Origin of the sequence: Acidovorax radicis N35 (assembly GCF_000204195.1) — a bacterium.
Lineage (GTDB): Bacteria > Pseudomonadota > Gammaproteobacteria > Burkholderiales > Burkholderiaceae_C > Acidovorax > Acidovorax radicis.
Genome location: NZ_AFBG01000019.1, coordinates 415368 through 430479, shown reverse-complemented (window position 1 = coordinate 430479; position 15112 = coordinate 415368). Strand labels below are relative to the sequence as shown.

The window sequence follows — 15112 nt, the reverse complement described above, 5'->3', positions numbered from 1 at the left end:
TCATGTCCGCCCCCCACCCAGCACGGGGTTCACCCAGTCGCGCGTGAGCCGGCCCACCAGCGCCTGGCCGGGCGGCAGGGTGATCTGCAGGCGCACGCCATCGGGGATGGCAGAGGTGCCCGCCGGCGTGGCGCCGCTGCTGGACAGCGGGTTGGACCACGCACCGCCCCGGTAATAAAAGATCTGCCAGTCCTCCAGTGGCAGCAGCGTCATCTCACGGCGCCGCTCGGCCTCGCCCGGGCTGCGCGCCCATTGCCCGGCCAGCTGCCACGCTTCCTGCCATTCGGCGCGCGTGCGCACCGGTGGCGACTGCCAGCGCATCCACTGGCCGACACCCTGGGCACCCCGGCGCGTCCACGCCACCACCAGGGCGCCCTCGTCGGGCACCGCGCTGATGCGCCGCGTCAAACGCAGCACCTGGCCATCCCAGTCGAGCGGCGTGGTGTTGGCAATGGGCATCAGTGCATCCAGGTCCGTGCCCCACTGGCCCAGGGCCGACTGCAGCACCAGCATTTCGTCGGCCCGCTGGCGCGTGATCTCTTGCGCCCGCACCATGCCATCAAGCCCCCGCCAGCTCAGGATGGCCAGCAGGCTCATCACCGCAATGGCCAGCAGCAGCTCGACCAGCGTGAATCCGCGCGAGTCCCAGGCGTGTGAAACTGGCGCCGCGCCATCGCGAGGACGGCCAGCAAGGGCCGCCCCGCAGCAAAGGCTGTCGTCCCCACGGGGGGAAGGCTCGAAGCGGCTCAGGAGGGAGGTATCGACGGACATCAATACCTTCCGATGATGGTGGAGATGCGCAGGATGGAGTTGTCGCCATCCAGCACCTGCGCGTCCATGCGGCGGAAGCTCGGGTTGGGCGTGGGCCGCACGATCAGGGCCACGGTGAGCTGGCGCCCGGCCTGTTCGCAGGTGAGCTGGCTGTCGCCCACGCTGGGCATCTGGCGTGAAAGGCGCGCATAGACCAGTTCGTTCTCGGCGCACAGCTGGGCCAGCACGATGTCTGACTGGCGCAGCGCATTGCGCGTGAGCGCCGTGGTGGCCTGCAGCCCCGCCATGAGTGCGATGGCCACGATGCTGAGCGCCACCAGCACCTCCACCAGCGTGAAGCCGCGCAGTCGCTTGCGGCGGCAGGGGGGCAGGGGGGTGTTCATTGGACGGTCTCGACGGTGAAGGGACGCACCCCGTCGGTAGCGACGCGCAGCGTGCGCTCGGGATAGGCGTGGTGGGTGATCAGCACCTGCTGGGGCCCAATGAGGGGCTCCGGCCCCAGCACCAGCAGCGTGGGCGCGCGCACCGTGGTGCCTGCATCCAGCCACTGGCCGGGCATTGCCGCCAGTGCGCTGGGCGGCAGGCCCTCGAACCGGAAACCACGCGCGTCGGCACGCCAGCGCACAGGCATGCCCCCGGCGCGCGACTGCGCCCGCGCGGATTCCAGCAGCGCCGCCAGCCGGGCCGCCTCGCGCTCGACCAGCGTCTGCCCGCTGTCGCGCATCGCCAGCCCTACCCCGGCCGTGGCCAGGGCGATGATGCTGATGACCACCAGCAATTCAAGGAGGGTGAAGCCGCGTGAGCGGTTCATGGGCCTATGCAACGTGAGGTTGCAACGGTCGCGGCGTTTCCAGAAGGCGAGCGGCCGCAGCGCCGGGCAGCCCCAAGCAAGGCCCGGCCCCCTCGGGGTGCAGGGCGCGACACGCAGTGCGCGACCGTGGGGGCCGCACTACTGCCAGCTGCCAACATCCGCGTCCTTGCCTTCGCCGCCCGACTGCCCATCGGCGCCGAACGACATCACGTCGATCTCGCCCTTGATGCCGGGGTTCAGGTACTGGTACGGACGGCCCCAGGGGTCGTTGGGCAGTTTTTCGAGGTACAGCTTCCAGTTGTTGGGCACTGGCCCCGAGGTGGGTTTGATGATGAGGGACTGCAGGCCCTGTTCGGCCGTGGGGTAGCGCTGGTTGTCCAGGCGGTACAGCTTGAGCGCCTGCATGATGTTGGTGATGTCGGTGCGGGCGGCGGTCACGCGGGCATCGTCGGCACGTTCCAGCACATTGGGCACGATGAGGGCGGCCAGCACGCCGATGATGACGAGCACCACCATGAGCTCAATGAGGGTGAAGCCACGGGCCACATTCCTGGCCAGGCGGTGGTGTGCGGAGCGCAAGAGGCGGGGAAAAGAAGTGTTCACTGCTGGCGGTCTCTCGGATGGTCGAATCGCGTGAATCATAATCCCCGCATGGTGACCAATACGTACAGCAAATGGGGCGTCCGCCTGGGGACTCTGGCGCTATGGGCCGCCGCAGGCGCCAGCGTGGTCTTTTGGGGGCTGCGCCTGTCGGCCCCTGCGGCCGGAACCGCAGCGCCCGTGGTGCTGCCCGCGCCCGTGGCGCCCGATGCGCAGGCCTTGGCCCGGCTGCTGGGGGCTGTGCCCGCAGCCCCGGGTGTGGTGGCTGCCGCCCCGGTGGCGACGCTGGCCAGCCGGTTCGCGCTGATCGGGGTGCTCTCGGGCCGCAACAGCGGGGGCGGTGCCGCGCTGATCGCGGTGGATGGCAAGCCCGCCAAGCCGTTCCGGGTGGGCACGGCGGTGGATGAGGGGCTGCTGCTGCAGGCGGTGGGCCCACGCCAGGCACAGCTGGGGCGCGAAGCCGGTGGCCCGGCCACGCTCACGCTGGACATGCCGCTCAAGCGTTGATTCGAGGGCAGCAGGTCTCTGGCATTTGCGCTAGCCCAGGTCGATCCTTTCCCACTGGCCCCAGCCCGGCGCGGCGACGGGCCATTCTTCCGGGCGCGGCAGCACGCCGCTGCCGTGCGCCTTCAGCCACGCCACACTGCGGATGACCCCGGCGTGGGTGATCCACACCACATCCTGCGTGGCCCCACGGGGGGCATGGCCGCCGGGGCCGTGGTCCTGCAGCGCAGCGGCCACGCGGGCCAGCACCGCCGCCAGGTTTTCCCCCTTGCCTGGGCGGTAGTGGGCAAATGCGGCTGTCCAGGCGTCGATGTCGCTGCGGGCAATGGAATCCCAGGCCTGCCCCTCCCAGCTGCCAAAGTCCATTTCGCGCAGGCGGGCGTCGGGTTGTGGGGTCAAATCAGGCCGCATCGCTTGTAGATATTGCGCAAGCAGCTCACATCTTTGTAGCGTAGAGTGAACCACCCGCGTCTGGGTCGGCAACGCGGTGGCCAGGCGTTCTGCGGCAGCGCGGGTGGCGGTGGGGTCGGCGGGGATGTCCAGCGCGCCATAGCAGGTACCGGGTGCCACCAGAGGTTGGGCGTGGCGCACCAGCCAGAGGCGGGCACCGCGCTGCGGTTGGGCCAGGGGCTTCACATCCAGCGCAAGGCCAGCGCCGCGCCCAGGTAAAAGCCGATTTCGCTGACCTGCTGCGTGGCGCCCAGGCAATCCCCCGTGAAGCCCTGCAGCCGGCGCGCAAACCAGCGCGCCATCCAGGCGGCGGCGAGGGCACTCAGCAGAATGGATGCTATCAAAAATATAGCTGTTTGCGCTTTCCAGACAAGCGCCAGCGGCACAAAACACCATGAAAATGCCGTCGCCAGTGCCGCGCCCGAGATCTGGTCCGCCAGCGGCTTGCTTTTGGACCGGGCCGTGTCGCCCACATGCGGCAGTTTGCGCACGATAAGCAGCGGCCAAAAGCGCGACACCACATGTGCCCCCACCAGCCCGGCCACCGCAGCCAGCAGGCTGTGGGCACCCAGCAGTGCCAGCAGGCTGAGCTTGGCGAGCAGCGCCAGCACCAGCGCCATGGCCCCGAAGGCGCCGATGCGAGAGTCTTTCATGATGTCGAGCGCCCGCTCGCGGTCGGCACTGCCGCCCAGGCCGTCGGCCACATCGGCCAGGCCGTCTTCGTGAAAACCCCCGGTCATCAGCACCGTGGCGATGGTGCAGAACACGGCAGCCACGGCCGGGGCGAGCGGATTGGGCGCCAGGGCCCAGTGCAGCGCGGCATACACGGCGGTGGACAGCAGTGCCGCCAGCCAGCCAATGCCCGGAAAATGCGCCGCGCTGGCCCGCAGCATGGCGGGGCTGTAACCCACCCACTGCGCCAGCCGACCGGTGACCGGAATGCGGGTGAAGAACTGCACGGCCAGCAGGTAGTGGCGCAGGGCTTGCATGGGCTGGCGGTGGTTATGTCAGATTTGATAGCTGCCAGCGCTTATTGGATAAGCGCTGGATGCCAATTTGACCCATATTCTGGTTATTTGGAGCGCAGAAACAACCGGTAGGCCGGGTTCAGCGTCTCTTCCACATACGGATAGCCCAGCGTGGCCAGGAAGGCGTCGAACGTGGCGGCGTCCTCGGGCGGCACCTGGATGCCCACGAGGATGCGGCCATAGTCGGCGCCCTGGTTGCGGTAGTGGAACAGGCTGATGTTCCAGGTCGGCTGCATCAGGCTCAAGAACTTGAGCAGCGCGCCCGGCCGCTCGGGGAAGGTAAAGCGCATCAGCCGCTCATCCTGTGCCAGGGCCGAGTGCCCGCCCACCAGGTGGCGCAGGTGTTCCTTGGCCAGCTCGTCGTGGGTCAGGTCCAGCGCTTCGAAGCCGTGGAGGCTGAAGTTCTGGGCGATGGTTTCGGATTCGCCCTTGCCCTGCGTGGTCAGGCCCACAAACACATGGGCCTGGGCGGCGTCGCTGATGCGGTAGTTGAACTCGGTCACGTTGCGCGTGCCACCTGGCAGCTCGCCCACCAGTTCACAAAAGCGCTTGAAGCTGCCGCGCTCCTCGGGAATCGTCACCGCAAACAGCGCCTCGCGCTCCTCGCCCACCTCGGCGCGCTCGGCCACGAAGCGCAAGCGGTCGAAGTTCATGTTGGCGCCGCACAGGATGGCGGCGTAGGTCTCGCCCTGGGTCTTGTGGGTGTCCACATACTGCTTGATGGCGGCTACGGCCAGCGCCCCTGCGGGCTCGACGATGCTGCGCGTGTCCACGAAGATGTCCTTGATGGCGGCGCAGACAGCATCGGTGTCCACCGTGATGAACTCGTCCACCAGGCCGCTGTGGGTGATGCGGAAGGTTTCCTCGCCCACCAGCTTCACGGCGGTGCCGTCGGAGAACAGGCCCACGTCTGCCAGCGTCACGCGCTCGTGCGCCTTGACGGACTGGATCATGGCGTCCGAGTCGTTCATCTGCACGCCGATCACCTTGATCTCGGGCCGCACGGCCTTGATGTAGTTGGCCACGCCCGAGATGAGTCCGCCACCGCCGATGGCCACGAACACGGCGTCCAGCTGGTTGCTGCCCAGGCTTTGCAGCTGGCGCAGGATCTCCATGGCGATGGTGCCCTGGCCCGCAATCACGTCCGGGTCATCAAAGGGGTGCACAAAGGTCAGGCCCTGTTCCTTTTCGAGCTTCACCGAGTGGCCGTAGGCGTCGGAATAGCTCTCGCCAAACAGCACGACCTCGCCGCCCAACGTTTTCACCGCGTCGATCTTGAGCTGCGGCGTGGTGGTCGGCATGACGATCACGGCGCGCGTGCCGAGCTTGTGGGCGCTCATGGCCACGCCCTGGGCGTGGTTGCCGGCCGAGGCACAGATCACCCCGCGCTGGAGCTGCTCGGGCGTGAGGTGCGCCATCTTGTTGTAGGCGCCGCGCAGCTTGAAGCTGAACACCGCCTGCTGGTCCTCGCGCTTCAAGAGCACCTTGTTGTTCAGGCGGCGGCTGAGGTTCTTGGCGGGCTCCAGGGCCGACTCCACCGCCACGTCGTACACGCGGGCGGTCAGGATTTTCTTCAGGTAGTCGGCGGGGGTCAGGTGCTGGGTCATGGCAGGGCAGGTGGGGCCGCCACGGGGCAGCGGCGGGGGTCCACATCATAGGGGGTCGGTTTTTGCAGGCCGATTCGCCGGTGGGGGCCGCTGCGCGGCCGGTCCAGCCAAAAAAAAGCCCCGGGCCGTGAGGCCTGGGGCTAATCCATCCTTTGAGGAGATGGAGGAGACAATCGGTGCGGGGCAAGATCCGGATGCCGGGCTTCTTGCCATCTGCCTTTTCCATTCAGAAAAAGCAGCGCTTGGGGGAAGTTTAGCGCGAGTCTTGTTGCATTGCAGCAAAATCAACACCAAATTTTTGTTTCGCCGGGCCATTCCGTGCGAAAAAACCACGTATCACACAGGAGAAACACAATGGAATGCACAGTCAGCTGGACCGGCGGGTCGGGAACCCGTTCCGGCATGGGTTTTGTGGCCGAGACCGGCAGCGGCCACGTCTTGACCATGGACGGAGCGCCCGACGCCGCCAATCCGGCCAACGGCGGCCAGAACCTGGCGCCCCGGCCCATGGAGACCGTGCTGGCCGGCACGGGCGGCTGCACGGCCTACGACGTGGTGCTGATCCTCAAGCGGGGCCGCCACGATGTGCGAGGCTGCAGCGTCAAATTGACCACCGAACGTGCACAGACGGACCCCAAGGTGTTCACCAAGATCCACATGCACTTCACCGTGACGGGCAAGGGCATCCCGCCCGCTGCGGTGGAGCGCGCGATTGCCATGAGCCATGACAAATATTGCTCGGCCAGCATCATGCTGGGCAAGACGGCGGAGATCACCACCGGGTTTGAGGTGGTCGAAGCTTGAAATAACCCCCCTGAGTCGCCTTCGGCGCCTTCCCCCCAGGGGGACGACGCCAGTGGCCTGGCGAAGCCAGTTCCATGGCGTCTGCTGGCCTAGCCTGGGCTGCGCCAGTTTCAGAGGCTGTGGGCGCGCGGCACCTTTTGCGGTCCCTGTCTGTGCGTTCGCTGGGCGGTAGCGGTCAGAGGTAGTGTGCGGTGGTGGTCATCACCTTGGCCGCTGCCTTCATCGCCGCCCGGGCGGGGGGCGGCAGCTCCAGTGCGCCGGAGGCCCGGGCCTGGGCCGCGTGGCGTTCCTCGTCGTCCTTCATGCGGGCCACCACGGCCCGCGAGGCCAGATCCTGCGCGGGCAGCCGTGCAAGATGGCTCTGCAGGTGCGCCGCCACCTGGTTTTCAGTTTCTGCCACAAAACCCAGGCTCGCCCGGTCGCTGACCTTGGCCGCGACCAACCCCAGCGCGAAGGCGCCCGCAAACCACAGGGGGTTGAGCAGGCTGGGGCGCGCGCCCAGGGCGTCCAGGCGCTGCTGGGTCCATGCCAGGTGGTCTGTTTCTTCGCGGGCGGCCTCCAGCAGGTGAACCCGGAGTGCGGGGTCGCGCGTGACGGCTGCCTGGGCCGTGTAAAGGGCTTGCGCACAGACTTCACCCACGTGATTGACGCGCATCAGTGCCCCAGCCAGCTTCTTTTGTGCAGGGTCGAGCGTGCCTTCCTCCATGCCGCGCGCTGGCGTGGGTTCGGAGGCACGGGGGGTTGCAAAAAGGGTGCGCAGGGCAGTGTCGGCGGCAGTGAGCAAAGAGTCCATGGAGGCTTTCAGATTGGCAAGGGCTCGGAAACACAAATTTCACTTGGATACAAATATCGGAGGCTGCCGGGAAGCCGTCCCAAGGCGAGCAGATCGATTTTGCCGCTGTTCATTGAAATGTTGCAACACTGCAACGATTTTTCCCTTTCGGGGCGATTGTGGGTGAATTCCTTTGCGAAACCTGGCCGGGTCTGGTGCAATAAGAGCAACTTCCCCACCAGGAGGTTGGCCCGGGGAACCGGCGGGACTGTGCAGGTGCTTTCACCATAGACCCCCCGTACCGGCGCCCTATGTTTAACCTTGGAGTAACTCGCAATGAAAAAATCCCTGATTGCCCTGGCTGTGCTGGCTGCTTCCGGCGCTGCAATGGCTCAATCGTCCGTGACCCTGTTCGGCGTGGTTGATGCAACCTACGCTTACGGTTCCGGTAGCGTCGCTAACAAGTCCCAACTGACGAACTCCGGCTACAACAGCAGCCGTCTGGGCTTCCGCGGCGTTGAAGATCTGGGTGGCGGCATGTCCGCTTCGTTCTGGCTCGAAGCTGGTCTGAACAACGACAACGGTACCGGCGGCGTTACCAACACCAACAACCAAGCAGCTGTCAGCTCCGGCGGCGGTCTGGTGTTCAACCGTCGTTCGACGGTCAGCCTGAACGGCGGCTTCGGTGAAGTGCGTCTGGGCCGTGACTACACCCCACAATTCTGGAACCTGACCGTGTTCGATCCGTTCGGCACGAACGGCGTTGGCACCAGCCAAACCCTGAACTCCAGCCTGGGTGGCCCAACCACCGTGCGCGCTTCGAACGCCATCGGCTACTTCCTGCCTGGCAACCTGGGCGGCTTCTACGGCCAAGCGCAGTACTACATGGGTGAAAACCTGAGCAACACGGCCAACAAGAAGGACGGCAACGGCCTGGCCCTGCGCGCTGGTTACGCCAATGGCCCCATCAACGTGGCTCTGGCTTTCTCTGACACCAAGTTCCTGAACGCCAACATCAAGGCATTCAACCTGGGTGGTCAGTACGACCTGGGCGTGGCCAAGATCATGGCTCACTACAACAGCGACGACATCAAGAACGGCAACGAAGGCAAGGGCTTCCTGATCGGTGGTCTGGTGCCCGTGGGCGCTGGCGAAATCCGTCTGGCTTACTCCACCTACAAGATCGAAACCCCCGGTGCCGATCCACGTGCCAACAAGCTGGCTCTGGGCTATGTGCACAACCTGTCCAAGCGCACGGCTCTGTACGCTACGTACGCTCACGTGAGCAACAAGAACGGCTCCGCTCAGTCCCTGAACGGTTCCGTGACTGCTGCTGGCGACAACTCCAACGGCTACGACTTCGGTATCCGTCACAGCTTCTAATATCGAAACTGGCTTTTGGCCAGTTGACGATATCCAAGCTAAAAAGCCGCCTTCGGGCGGCTTTTTTTCGTTCTCATTTTGGTTTTTGATGAGGCTGCCGAGGGCCGCTAGATTCCGGGCGTACCAAGCGCCCTTCCTCATTCACCCGTCGTTTGTCTTGGGAGCATGGGGTAATCGCCATCGCAGTGTTTCTTGGGGGAGAACTCGGAATGTTGATCTCCCAAGCTACCCGTTTTCATCCGTTCCAGCATGTAACTCCGGGAACATGCCGACCACCTCTGTGCCAAGCGATGCCACGTGATGGCATTTTTGGACTGTCTCCGAGGTTTCTTCCCCTTCTTTGCATTGGTGCAGATTATTGGCACCATCCTTGCGTACTTCACCTCTACAAAATCGGCCTTCAAGGCCCTTCGTGGTGCCGGGGATTCAGGGATTTCCCGTTGGCTATAGAGCAACCTTTACTGCATAGTAAAACTTTTATTCAAGAGGGTTCCATGAAACTCAAATACAGTCTTTTGTCCGTGGCTGCGGCGGCTGCACTGCTGGCAGCGCCAGCGCTGCACGCCAAGCCTTTCAAATGGGCGAGTCAGGGGGAGATCGCAACCTGGGACATTCATTCGCAGAACAATGCGCTCCAGAACGGCATCCATGCGAACGTGTACGAAAGCCTGGTCTACTACAACAGCAAGACCTTTGATGTGGAACCCGTGCTTGCAACTGCCTGGAAAGAGGTCAGCCCTACGCAGGTGCGTTTTACGCTGCGCCAGGGTGTGAAGTTCCATGATGGTTCGGCCTTTACGGCCGACGATGCGGTGTATTCGCTGCAGCGCGCGATGGCCAAGACATCGAATTTCACCCCTTACATCCAGGGCATCAGCAAAATCAACAAGGTGGACGCGCAGACCATTGACGTCATCCTGACCGCGCCGAACCCAGTGCTGCTGCGCCAGATGACCGAACTGCGCATGATGAGCAAGGCCTGGGCGGAAAAAAACAAGTCCGTGGAGCCCAAGGACATCAAGGGCACGGATGAAAACTTTGCCCACCGCAATGCCATGGGCACCGGCCCCTACACGCTGGACTCGTGGCAGCCGGACGTGAAGATGGTGTTCAAGCGCAACCCCAACTGGTGGGGCAAGATGGACGGCAATGTGACCGAAATCGTCTACACCCCGATCAAGTCTGCTGCCACGCGCATTGCAGCCCTGTTGTCGGGCGAAGTGGACATGGTGCTGGACCCCACTCCCCAGGATCTGGGCCGCCTGCGCGCCAGTCCCGATCTCAAGGTGATCGACGGCATTGAGAACCGCACCATCTTCCTGGGCATGGACCAGTTCCGTGAAGAACTGCCGGGCTCCAATATCAAGGGCAAGAACCCGCTCAAGGACGTGCGCGTGCGCAAGGCTCTGTATCAGGCCATCGATGCGGACACTATCTCCCGCAACATCATGCGCGGCCTGGGCAAGCCCACGGGCACCATCGTTGCCCCACAAGTGGCGGGTTATACCGAGGCGGTGGGCAAGCGGTTCCCCTATAGCGTAGAGGCCTCCAAGAAGCTCCTGGCCGAGGCTGGCTACCCCGACGGCTTTGAAGTGGACTTTGCCTGCCCCAACAACCGCTACATCAACGACGAAGCCATCTGTCAGGCCGTGACCGCCATGTGGTCGCGCGTGGGCGTGAAGGCCAAGCTGCGCACGTTGCCGCTGGTCAACTACTTCCCCATGATCCAGCGCTACGAAGCCAGCATCTACATGCTCGGCTGGGGCGTGCCCACCTTCGATGCGCTGTACAGCCTGCAATCGCTGGTCCGCAGCGTCGGCCAGGGTGGTGACGGCAACTACAACGTCGGCCGCTACAGCAACCAGCGCATGGATTACCTGGTGGACCGCATCAAGGCCGAAACCGATGCACCCGTGCGCGCCCGCATGCTGACAGAGGCGCTGCAACTGTCCAACGACACCGTGTCCCACATTCCTCTGCATGACCAGGTGATCCCATGGGCCGTGAAGAAGAACATTGAACTGGTCCACCGCGCAGACAACCGTGTGGACATGCGCACCGTCAAGGTGAATTGACCGGTTCCTGACACACTGAGAGCAAGGGCCCTGAGGCCCTTGCTTTCTTTGGTTCGGTTTTTGGTCTGGTTTGACGACCGCCTATTGCCTGCCAGCGCCCTGCCATCAAAAGTGGCTGCGGCGTTCCCATCGAACACTCAATCGACTCTCCGATGCTCGCCTTTATATTGCGCCGCCTGATACAGGCTGTGATTGTCATGGTCACGGTGGCCTTCATCTCCTTCATGCTGTTCCAGTACGTGGGAGACCCTGTGGTGTTCCTGCTGGGCCAGGACGCCACCCCGGAGCAGATCCGCGAACTGCGCGCCTCGCTGGGCCTGGACAAGCCCTTTTTCATACAGTTCTGGCACTTTCTGGTCAACGCAGCCCAAGGCGAATTTGGCCTGAGCCTGCGCCAGGGGGCCAAAGTCTCGCGCCTCATCGCGGAGCGCTTCCCTGCCACGCTGGAGCTGGCGCTGGTGGCGGCCGTACTGGCCCTGGCCATTGGTGTTCCCATGGGCGTGTATGCGGCCCTCAAGCGTGGCACCTTCACCAGCCAGTTGTTCATGACGCTGTCCCTGCTGGGCGTGTCGCTGCCGACCTTCCTCATCGGCATCCTGCTGATCCTGGTGTTCGCGGTCACGCTGGGCTGGTTCCCGAGCTTTGGACGGGGCGAGGTGGTGCAGATGGGGTGGTGGAGCACCGGCCTGCTCAAGGCCAAGGGCTGGCACCACATCACGCTGCCTGCCATCACGCTGGCGATCTTTCAGCTCACGCTGATCATGCGGCTGGTGCGCGCCGAAATGCTGGAAGTGCTGCGCACCGACTACATCAAGTTCGCACGCGCCCGGGGCCTCTCCAACCGGGCCATCCACTTCGGCCACGCGCTCAAGAACACGCTGGTGCCCGTGATGACCATCACCGGCCTGCAGCTGGGTGGCTTGATTGCGTTCGCCATCATCACCGAGACCGTGTTCCAGTGGCCGGGCATGGGCTTGCTCTTCATTCAGGCCGTCACCTTTGCCGACATCCCGGTGATGGCCGCCTACCTGTGCCTGATTGCCTTGATCTTTGTGGTGATCAACCTGGTGGTGGATCTGCTGTACTTTGCTGTGGACCCGCGCCTGCGCGTGGGCAAGGCAGGAGGGCACTAGAGATGATGCACCCCCTGAGTCGCTTCGTGCCTTCCCCCTCTCTCGTTTCGCTTCGCGAAGCGGGAGGGGGACGCCCCCAGCGCGGCGGGGCGGCCCTTGCGCGGGGGCACTGGCCTGGGCCGTGCCGGTTTCAAGCGTCGTGGGGCCTGTGCAGCTCCGTGGCCAATTGAAATGCAGTCGCTTCGATACAAAGCCGGTGGCCGGGCGTTTGCGCACATTGCGCAATACCACCCCGAGTTGACCGCGCTGCGCCGGGATCTGCATGCCCACCCTGAACTGGGTTTCGAAGAAATCTACACCAGCACGCGCGTCAAAGAGGCCTTGAAGCTCTGCGGGGTGGACGAGATCCATGACGGCATCGGCCGCACAGGGGTCGTGGGCGTGATCCGGGGCCGCAGCACCTCCAGTGGCAGCATGGTGGGCCTGCGCGCCGACATGGATGCACTGCCCCTGTCCGAACACAACGATTTTTCGTGGAAGTCGTGCAAGCCCGGCCTGATGCACGGCTGCGGCCATGACGGCCACACAGCCATGCTGGTCGGGGCTGCGCGCTACCTGGCTGAGACCCGCAATTTCGACGGCACGGCCGTGCTGGTGTTCCAGCCTGGCGAAGAAGGCTTTGCCGGAGCCCGCGTGATGATGGAAGACGGTCTGTTTGACCGCTTCCCGGTGCAGTCCATCTACGCCATGCACAACTGGCCGGCGATGAAACCCGGCACGGTGGGCATCAACTCGGGCCCCATGATGGCTGCGGCCGATCGCTTTACCATCGAGATCACTGGCCGGGGCGGCCATGGCGCCCATGCCTACCAGACGGTGGACGTGGTGGTGGTGGCCGCACACATCATCACGGCCGCGCAAAGCATCGTCTCGCGCAATGTGCGACCCATTGAAAGCGCCGTGGTCAGCCTATGTGCTGTGCAAGCGGGTGATCTGGGCGCCTTCAGCGTGTTGCCCGGCTCCGCCACCCTGGTGGGTACCGTGCGTACGTTCGACCCTGTGGTGCAGGAGATGGTGGAGAAGCGCCTCAAGGAGCTGTGCAACGCCATTGCCCTGGGGTTCGGGGCTACGGCCACCGTGCACTACGAGCGCATCTACCCGGCCACGATCAACAGCGAAAGCGAAGCCATTTTTGCCGGCGATGTGGCCGAGTCCCTGCTGGGTGCTGACCATGTGGTGCGAGACCTGGAACCCAGCATGGGCGCCGAGGACTTTGCCTTCATGCTCCAGACCCGCCCAGGTGCCTACCTGCGCATCGGCCAGGGCACGGGGGCCAGCGGCAGCGCCTTGCACAACAGCCGCTACGACTTCAACGACGACATCCTGCCCCTGGGCTCGGCGCTGCACGCAAGCCTTATCGAGCAGGCCATGCCTTTGGCGGCAGCTTGAAGCACCGCCCAGCCTGCCTGCTCATTTGCACTACCGCGCCACGGCCCACCCCTTTCACCCCGCTTTCCCCAACCTGGAGGTTTCCATGAAATTCCATAAAAAAATCGCTCTGACCGCTCTCTTTACCGCGTTGGCGGCGGCGAGCCTGGTGGCCCAAGCTCAGACCATCCGCATCGCCAACCAGGGCGATTCCCTGTCGATGGACCCCCACTCGCTCAACGAGTCGCTGCAGCTGAGCGTCACCGGCAACGTCTATGAGCCACTGGTGGGCCGCAACAAGGACCTGAGCCTGGCCCCCGCGCTGGCGACCAGCTGGAAGCAGACATCCCCCACCGTGTGGCGCTTCGAGCTGCGCAAGGGCGTGCAATTCCACGATGGCACTCCTTTCACGGCCGATGACGTGGTGTTCAGCTTCGGGCGCACCCAGGTGGAAGGCTCGGACATGAAGAGCTACACCAACGACTTCAAGGAAGTGCGCAAGATCGACGACCACACGGTCGAAATCGAAACCAAGACCCCCTTCCCGATCCTGCCGGACGTGATCTCGCTCGTGTACATGATGAGCAAGAAGTGGTGCGAGACCAACCAGGCCCTGGGCCCGGTGGACCGCCGCAAGGGCATCGAGAACGCCGCCTCGTTCCGTGCCAACGGCACGGGCCCCTTCCGCCTGCGTGAGCGCCAGCCCAACGTGCGCTCGGTGTTTACACGCAACGGCAGCTACTGGGGCAAGATCGAAGGCAACGTCAGCGAAGTGGTGTTCACCCCCATCGGCAACGATGCGACCCGTGTGGCCGCCCTGCTTTCGGGCGAGGTGGACGTGATGGAACCCGTACCCGTGCAGGACATCGAACGCGTGAACGGCAGCGCCAACACCCGTGCCATCACGGGCCCCGAACTGCGCACCATCTTCCTGGGCATGGACCAAAAGCGTGACGAGCTGCTGTACTCCAACGTCAAGGGCAAGAACCCCTTCAAGGACAAGCGTGTGCGCCAGGCCTTCTACCAGGCCATCGACATCGAAGGGATCAAGAAGACCGTGATGCGTGGTGCATCCAACCCCTCGGCCCTGCTCGTGGGTCCCGGCATCAATGGCTTCCAGCCTGACGCGAAGCGCCTTCCCTACGACGTCGAAGCTGCCAAGAAACTGATGGCCGAAGCCGGCTATCCCAACGGCTTCGAAGTGGCCATGAACTGCCCGAACGACCGCTACGTGAATGATGGCCGCATCTGCCAGACGGTGGCCGCCAACCTCTCGCGCATCAACGTCAAGATCAACCTCCAGGCCGAAACCAAGGGCACCTACTTCCCCAAGGTGCTGCGCCGCGACACCAGCTTCTACATGCTGGGCTGGACACCCGCTACCTACGACTCGCACAACGCGCTCAACGCCCTCATGCGCTGCGTGGATGACAAGGGATCGGGCCAGTTCAACCTGGGCGCCTACTGCAACCCCAAGGTGGATGAGCTGACGCTCAAGATCCAGGCCGAGACCGACAAGGTCAAGCGCAACGCGATGATCAAGGAAGTCTTCGATCTGCACGCGGCCGATGTGGGCCACATTCCCCTGCACCAGCAAGCGCTGGCTTGGGGCGTGGGCAAGAACGTCAAGCTCGTGCAGCTGGCCGACAACTTCATGCACTTCAAGTGGATGAGCATCACCAAGTAAGAAGGGGCGCAGAAGTCCCTACGTTAGTCGATCGCAGAGAAAAGAGAGAACGACCGGTTCTTTGAAAGTCCACACCAACGCATGGCCGCTACCCGGGCTCTGCGTTGGTGCTTGTTTAC

15 protein-coding genes are annotated in these 15112 nt (G+C 64.1%); 7 read left to right on the top strand and 8 right to left on the bottom strand.

Going from position 1 to position 15112, the window contains the following annotated elements; translation table 11 throughout:
• The 4 genes from ARADN35_RS0111765 to gspG form a co-directional block, all read right to left on the bottom strand.
• Positions 1 to 771, bottom strand: a complete 771-nt coding sequence (locus ARADN35_RS0111765; protein ID WP_010462306.1) for a PulJ/GspJ family protein — start codon at positions 769 to 771, stop codon at positions 1 to 3.
• Complete coding sequence (gene gspI, locus ARADN35_RS0111760) at positions 771 to 1154, bottom strand: type II secretion system minor pseudopilin GspI (protein WP_010462304.1); 384 nt, start codon at positions 1152 to 1154, stop codon at positions 771 to 773. The genes ARADN35_RS0111765 and gspI overlap by 1 nt, the downstream gene beginning before the upstream one ends.
• Positions 1151 to 1582 (bottom strand): prepilin-type N-terminal cleavage/methylation domain-containing protein, encoded by a 432-nt coding sequence (locus tag ARADN35_RS0111755; RefSeq protein WP_010462302.1) that lies wholly within the window; start codon positions 1580 to 1582, stop codon positions 1151 to 1153. The genes gspI and ARADN35_RS0111755 overlap by 4 nt, the downstream gene beginning before the upstream one ends.
• A gap of 138 nt (positions 1583 to 1720) precedes the next feature.
• Entirely contained in the window at positions 1721 to 2161 is a 441-nt protein-coding gene (gspG, locus tag ARADN35_RS0111750) for a type II secretion system major pseudopilin GspG (protein ID WP_029413934.1), read from the bottom strand.
• Positions 2162 to 2233: 72 nt separating this feature from the next.
• Here gspG and ARADN35_RS0111745 point away from each other — a divergent pair, with 72 nt between their 5' ends.
• A complete protein-coding gene (locus ARADN35_RS0111745; protein ID WP_010462298.1) occupies positions 2234 to 2689 on the top strand; it encodes a type II secretion system protein N in 456 nt (151 codons plus the stop codon).
• Between the two features lie 30 nt (positions 2690 to 2719).
• Here ARADN35_RS0111745 and ARADN35_RS0111740 read toward each other — a convergent pair whose 3' ends face one another.
• From ARADN35_RS0111740 to ilvA, 3 genes are all read right to left on the bottom strand, one after another.
• Positions 2720 to 3322 (bottom strand): histidine phosphatase family protein, encoded by a 603-nt coding sequence (locus ARADN35_RS0111740; protein ID WP_010462297.1) that lies wholly within the window; start codon positions 3320 to 3322, stop codon positions 2720 to 2722.
• On the bottom strand, positions 3319 to 4125 hold the full coding sequence (locus tag ARADN35_RS0111735) for an adenosylcobinamide-GDP ribazoletransferase (protein ID WP_010462295.1): 807 nt from the start codon (positions 4123 to 4125) through the stop codon (positions 3319 to 3321). The genes ARADN35_RS0111740 and ARADN35_RS0111735 overlap by 4 nt, the downstream gene beginning before the upstream one ends.
• An 83-nt stretch (positions 4126 to 4208) precedes the next feature.
• Positions 4209 to 5771, bottom strand: a complete 1563-nt coding sequence (gene ilvA / locus ARADN35_RS0111730) for a threonine ammonia-lyase, biosynthetic (RefSeq protein WP_010462293.1) — start codon at positions 5769 to 5771, stop codon at positions 4209 to 4211.
• 354 nt (positions 5772 to 6125) lie between these two features.
• Here ilvA and ARADN35_RS0111725 point away from each other — a divergent pair, with 354 nt between their 5' ends.
• Positions 6126 to 6575 carry an OsmC family protein gene (locus ARADN35_RS0111725; protein ID WP_010462291.1) on the top strand — a complete coding sequence of 150 codons (450 nt, stop codon included), beginning with the start codon at positions 6126 to 6128 and terminating at the stop codon, positions 6573 to 6575.
• Between the two features lie 175 nt (positions 6576 to 6750).
• Here the strand turns inward: ARADN35_RS0111725 and coq7 are convergent, their stop codons facing one another.
• Positions 6751 to 7368 carry a 2-polyprenyl-3-methyl-6-methoxy-1,4-benzoquinone monooxygenase gene (gene coq7, locus ARADN35_RS0111720; protein WP_010462288.1) on the bottom strand — a complete coding sequence of 206 codons (618 nt, stop codon included), beginning with the start codon at positions 7366 to 7368 and terminating at the stop codon, positions 6751 to 6753.
• A 315-nt stretch (positions 7369 to 7683) separates the two neighbouring features.
• Here coq7 and ARADN35_RS0111715 point away from each other — a divergent pair, with 315 nt between their 5' ends.
• The 5 genes from ARADN35_RS0111715 to ARADN35_RS0111695 all read left to right on the top strand — a co-directional run bounded on the left by ARADN35_RS0111715 (position 7684) and on the right by ARADN35_RS0111695 (position 14993).
• A complete protein-coding gene (locus tag ARADN35_RS0111715) occupies positions 7684 to 8730 on the top strand; it encodes a porin (RefSeq protein WP_010462286.1) in 1047 nt (348 codons plus the stop codon).
• A 494-nt stretch (positions 8731 to 9224) separates the two neighbouring features.
• Entirely contained in the window at positions 9225 to 10805 is a 1581-nt protein-coding gene (locus ARADN35_RS0111710) for an ABC transporter substrate-binding protein (RefSeq protein ID WP_010462284.1), read from the top strand.
• A gap of 152 nt (positions 10806 to 10957) precedes the next feature.
• Entirely contained in the window at positions 10958 to 11938 is a 981-nt protein-coding gene (locus tag ARADN35_RS0111705; RefSeq protein ID WP_010462283.1) for an ABC transporter permease, read from the top strand.
• Positions 11939 to 12109: 171 nt separating this feature from the next.
• A complete protein-coding gene (locus ARADN35_RS0111700) occupies positions 12110 to 13327 on the top strand; it encodes a M20 aminoacylase family protein (RefSeq protein WP_010462281.1) in 1218 nt (405 codons plus the stop codon).
• Between the two features lie 85 nt (positions 13328 to 13412).
• Positions 13413 to 14993, top strand: a complete 1581-nt coding sequence (locus tag ARADN35_RS0111695) for an ABC transporter substrate-binding protein (RefSeq protein ID WP_029413932.1) — start codon at positions 13413 to 13415, stop codon at positions 14991 to 14993.
• Positions 14994 to 15112: the final 119 nt, after the last annotated feature.